The 3,983-nt window shown below is 37.6% G+C and carries 4 protein-coding genes; all 4 read right to left on the bottom strand.

The window, feature by feature from the left end; all coding sequences use genetic code 11:
- Positions 1 to 404: 404 nt before the first annotated feature.
- On the bottom strand, positions 405 to 2,189 hold the full coding sequence (locus tag QL984_RS18255) for a choice-of-anchor I family protein (RefSeq protein ID WP_013466256.1): 1,785 nt from the start codon (positions 2,187 to 2,189) through the stop codon (positions 405 to 407).
- A 156-nt stretch (positions 2,190 to 2,345) separates the two neighbouring features.
- Complete coding sequence (locus QL984_RS18250) at positions 2,346 to 2,951, bottom strand: DUF1240 domain-containing protein (protein ID WP_013466257.1); 606 nt, start codon at positions 2,949 to 2,951, stop codon at positions 2,346 to 2,348.
- 3 nt (positions 2,952 to 2,954) lie between these two features.
- Entirely contained in the window at positions 2,955 to 3,467 is a 513-nt protein-coding gene (locus QL984_RS18245; protein WP_013466258.1) for a hypothetical protein, read from the bottom strand.
- A 127-nt stretch (positions 3,468 to 3,594) separates the two neighbouring features.
- The coding region (locus QL984_RS18240) for a DUF1240 domain-containing protein (protein ID WP_290173207.1) at positions 3,595 to 3,983 on the bottom strand (389 nt) is incomplete at its 5' end.

Below are 3,983 nucleotides of genomic sequence, written 5' to 3'. Positions count from 1 at the left end.
GCTTTATATTGTTAAAGAACGTTGCGATTAAAGCGCTTAACTTTATCTCGCTAGGGCTGCGCATATTACGCTTTCCTGTTTTTTTGTCAATACTTAATTTTTAGTTTCTTTTAAAAGATTTAAAAGCTAAGTTTTACTCGACTTACTTACCGTTTGTTCAGCGCTTTTCATTGCTGCCTGCCGGGTCAGTGGATGCGCATTATAGGGATATTCTGGAGAGGGTCAATGCTTTATTTCAGTTTTATTAAATTAATTTCAATTTAGTACAATATCCATACAAACAAAGGGCTGCAGGGCTGCTTTTGATTAAAAAGCATTCACATAAGGCATGATTATTGAGAGGGGAGGAAGTAAAAGCGATTTATAGATAACCGCTACATCGCTTTTACTTAAAACTTTACTAATTACTGAGTTGTTATTTCCCATACGGCAATTGAGCCTGAGATTTCATTACCGATTATAAGCAGTGCTTCGTTTGTTGCACTTTGCGCTGCAGGAACAAATGTCATTCCTTCAGGAGCAAGATCGCCACTTATATCTGCACTTGGTTCTAAACCACGATTATAAAAGTAGTCTTGAAATTTCACATCGTAAGGGTTGGTTATATCAAACACCATTATTGTGCCCATACGCTCTAAGCCAACAAAAGCAAATAACCTATCGCCAACCTCACCTAATGTTAGCGCTTCGGGTTCTGCCCCTTTATCATCTGAACGTGTATCGCCTTTATTTTCATCTTCATTATTATTGAATGCATTGCCATGAACAGAAGCCGTTACTCGTGCAATTTGATCGCCTGAGTCAAACACCACCAGCCCATTGCTATCCCAAATGGTAAATGACCGTGCGCCATAAGCATAAAGCGATTCGTATTGGCCATCGTTATTTTTATCACCTTTTACTGTTGTAACTTTTAAACGACCAATGTCGTTATCATCGTTATTTAAGTAATCGAAGTTAGCTGCGAGAGCTAGATCTTCTGCGCGGCTTTCATCTATATATGCCAAACACCCATCTTTAGCGTCATAATCAAGGCCGCCCTGAGCGATGCAATCAGCTTCATCGCTTGCATCAAAAAAGTATTCGCGTGCATCACCCTCGTTGGCAGATACAATAAAGTTGGCTCCTTTCCAACTAAAACTTGCAATTGTATCTGGCTGATACATGCCATATAAACCAGGGTATGATTTAAAGTTAACACCGCCGTCTTTGTCTGAAGCGTCAAATTGTAAGTTTGACCAATCTTTAAAACCGAGTCCTTTTAGCTCAAGGGAATTATCTTCAAGGTTGATGATGGCTAGAGCGTTATTTTCTTGAATAGAGACATAAGCGTATTTATTATCCTTGGAAATGCTCACATATTCTGGCTCTAAATCCATCGCAACCGTGGTATTTATTAAATTACCATTAATAGTACGTCCAGTAGGATTGGCAAACACTAAGCCCTGCGCTTCTAATTCTGCTTGCTTATTATTGTAAGCTTGAAAGTTTATGCTCAAAGCGGTATCGGCAATAGTGCCGTTATTGATATCGATAATGCTAATTGTGCCTTCGGGGTCGATACTGTAGTCGCCATTAGGTTCACCTTCATTAGCAACCACTACTTTTGCACCATCATGGCTAAATGTCACCATGTCGGGTAGGGCACCTACAGTTACATTTTTAATAAATACTGGTGTATCTCCGCCAATATTGTAAAACGCTATTTGGCCAGCTTCGCCCACGTTTGTAGCAGCCATTGCTACCGCTAATAATTGGTTATTTGCATCGATAGCTATGCTGTTTGCATCACCAGGCGTATTTTCATTTAGTGAGAGCGTAATGGCAGAGGCTAAGTTGGTCGCGGTTACAATACCTTCGTTATCTTTTACTAATGCTGCAGTGTCGAACGTATCGGCAGGAATTATATTCACAACTGCCTCATCGCCAGAGCTATTAATTGCATAAATCCACTTTTTAGAGGCTTGGTAGGCGACTATTTCAGCTGCACCCTCTGGGCTTTGTGCATTGAGTACTGCGCGGCCAATAAGATTGATATTTAAACCTGAATTTGCATTAGTGCCGTTTTCGCTATTATTACCCGCTGTACCTTGTACACCCTGTGCGCCATTTTGACCGTCATCACCATCTAGTGAGCAACCAGTTAATAGTGATAGCAAAGAAAGGGCTATTATTGATTTGTTTAACATTATTGTTTTCCTTAGTGTTGTATTAGTTAAATATCAACACACAGGGATGACAACAGTATGGCACTTTTATTTATAGAATATTTAAGCAATAAAAAAGCGAGTATAAAACTCGCTTTAATAGGGCTTGGCCTGTTACTCATTAAAACGGACTGGCCGCTACATATTATTTATATAATCATCGCGCCTTTTTCGAGTTATTTTTATAAACTCTTTTAACTCATCAACGGAAGGTTCAATACCTTGTTGGTTTTTCTGTTCAAACCAATCGGTAACATCACTGATTATGACGGAACCACCCTGTAGGCATAATTCATCATTTTTTAGCCAAACATCGGGATCTCTTAATGATGGACTGGTATACCAATTACAAAAGCTATATCCCTCGAGTGTTAATTTAGACTCAATATAAAAACTATTAGCAATAGATAAAATTATATATAAAGGTATTGCGCGCAGCATAAGCTTTACCATTAACCTTATTGTTTTTTCATTGCGGAAGTTCAATACTTTTTGTAAACCTGCAATTGTCATTAAAACAGGAAATGGAGCCATTACTATTATCGGAGCCAACAAGCCGCTTTCTCGAATATAATAAAGCGACTCATCAAAATAAACATTTTCAACAAACCCATAATAAGAGAAGTAAAATAAAGCAATTGTAAATAATATAAAAGCAAACAGGCCTATCACAACAGTTAATTTATGCTCGAAGCTTTGTTCTGTAAAACGTTCCTCGGATTTTTCCCATTCTAAAATAGACATTGTTTATAGCTCATTTTTATTACTATTTAGATTTATAGATGGCAACCCAAATAAAGAATTAAAAAAGGCATAGGGATCTTCAGAAAAACCCTGTTTCAGCTTTTTATTTATGTTAATTATTCCAGAGCTAATATCGCTTTCAATTTTTCTCAGCTTAAATGCGATAGCATCTACGATTGGGTCTGTTGAAAAAACCATTGTGAGATCAGTAAAAGCGAGCCCTACACTAACAACAATAATAAGGGGTATTACAGCACTGATAACAATAACAGCCCCAGCAAAGGCCGTTGCAATATGCGTTACAGCCACTGTCGTAGCTATAGCTGCTCCAACCACGGCCATATCTACAGCTATACCAGCAACTAAGTAATGCCATGTTTTTTGGTCATTTAAAGCTTGGTCGATTGCATGAAATGTCACTGAAATAATTAAACTAATAACGAAGCCGGTTTTCATCGCTTTGGCTGCTTCGAGCTTACCCACACCTATAGTGAATAGCTTAGGGTTACTAGCCAAATAACGGGTACCTGTAAGGTGAGCGCGTATTCCAGGATAAGAGTCAATTATGACTGTGGGTAGCCATTGCAAAATTCTGGCTGTAGACATCTCGAACATATAGCCGAATTATTAGGTCTGCTTTATTTTATCTACCAAGTTCCATTCTTGTCTTTTTAATAAAAGACTCTAATTCATTTAGAGTCGGTTCAGTTCCTTGCTCATTATGCATTTCAAACCAATCATAAATATCACTAGTGATTACAGAGCCATCTTGTAAGCATAACTCATCGTTTTTCAACCAAACATCAGGATCACGAACTGAAGCACCAGTGTACCAATTACAATAAATGTAGCCTTTGCTCTTTAAATTAGCTTCTATAACTATGTTAGTCGGGATTGATAGAATTAATAAAACAATTAAACCTACAACAGCACTTTTAAATGCATTAACTAAAGTTAATTCTATATCAAATCCCAAAAAACGCTGTAGGGTCGATAAAAAAATTAAAAATAAGCAAGGCAATAATAAAAAAG

Source organism: Pseudoalteromonas sp. APC 3495, from assembly GCF_030407645.1.
GTDB lineage: Bacteria > Pseudomonadota > Gammaproteobacteria > Enterobacterales > Alteromonadaceae > Pseudoalteromonas > Pseudoalteromonas tetraodonis.
The sequence above is the reverse complement of the archived record's forward strand: the minus strand, read 5'-3'. Positions and strand labels throughout refer to the sequence as shown.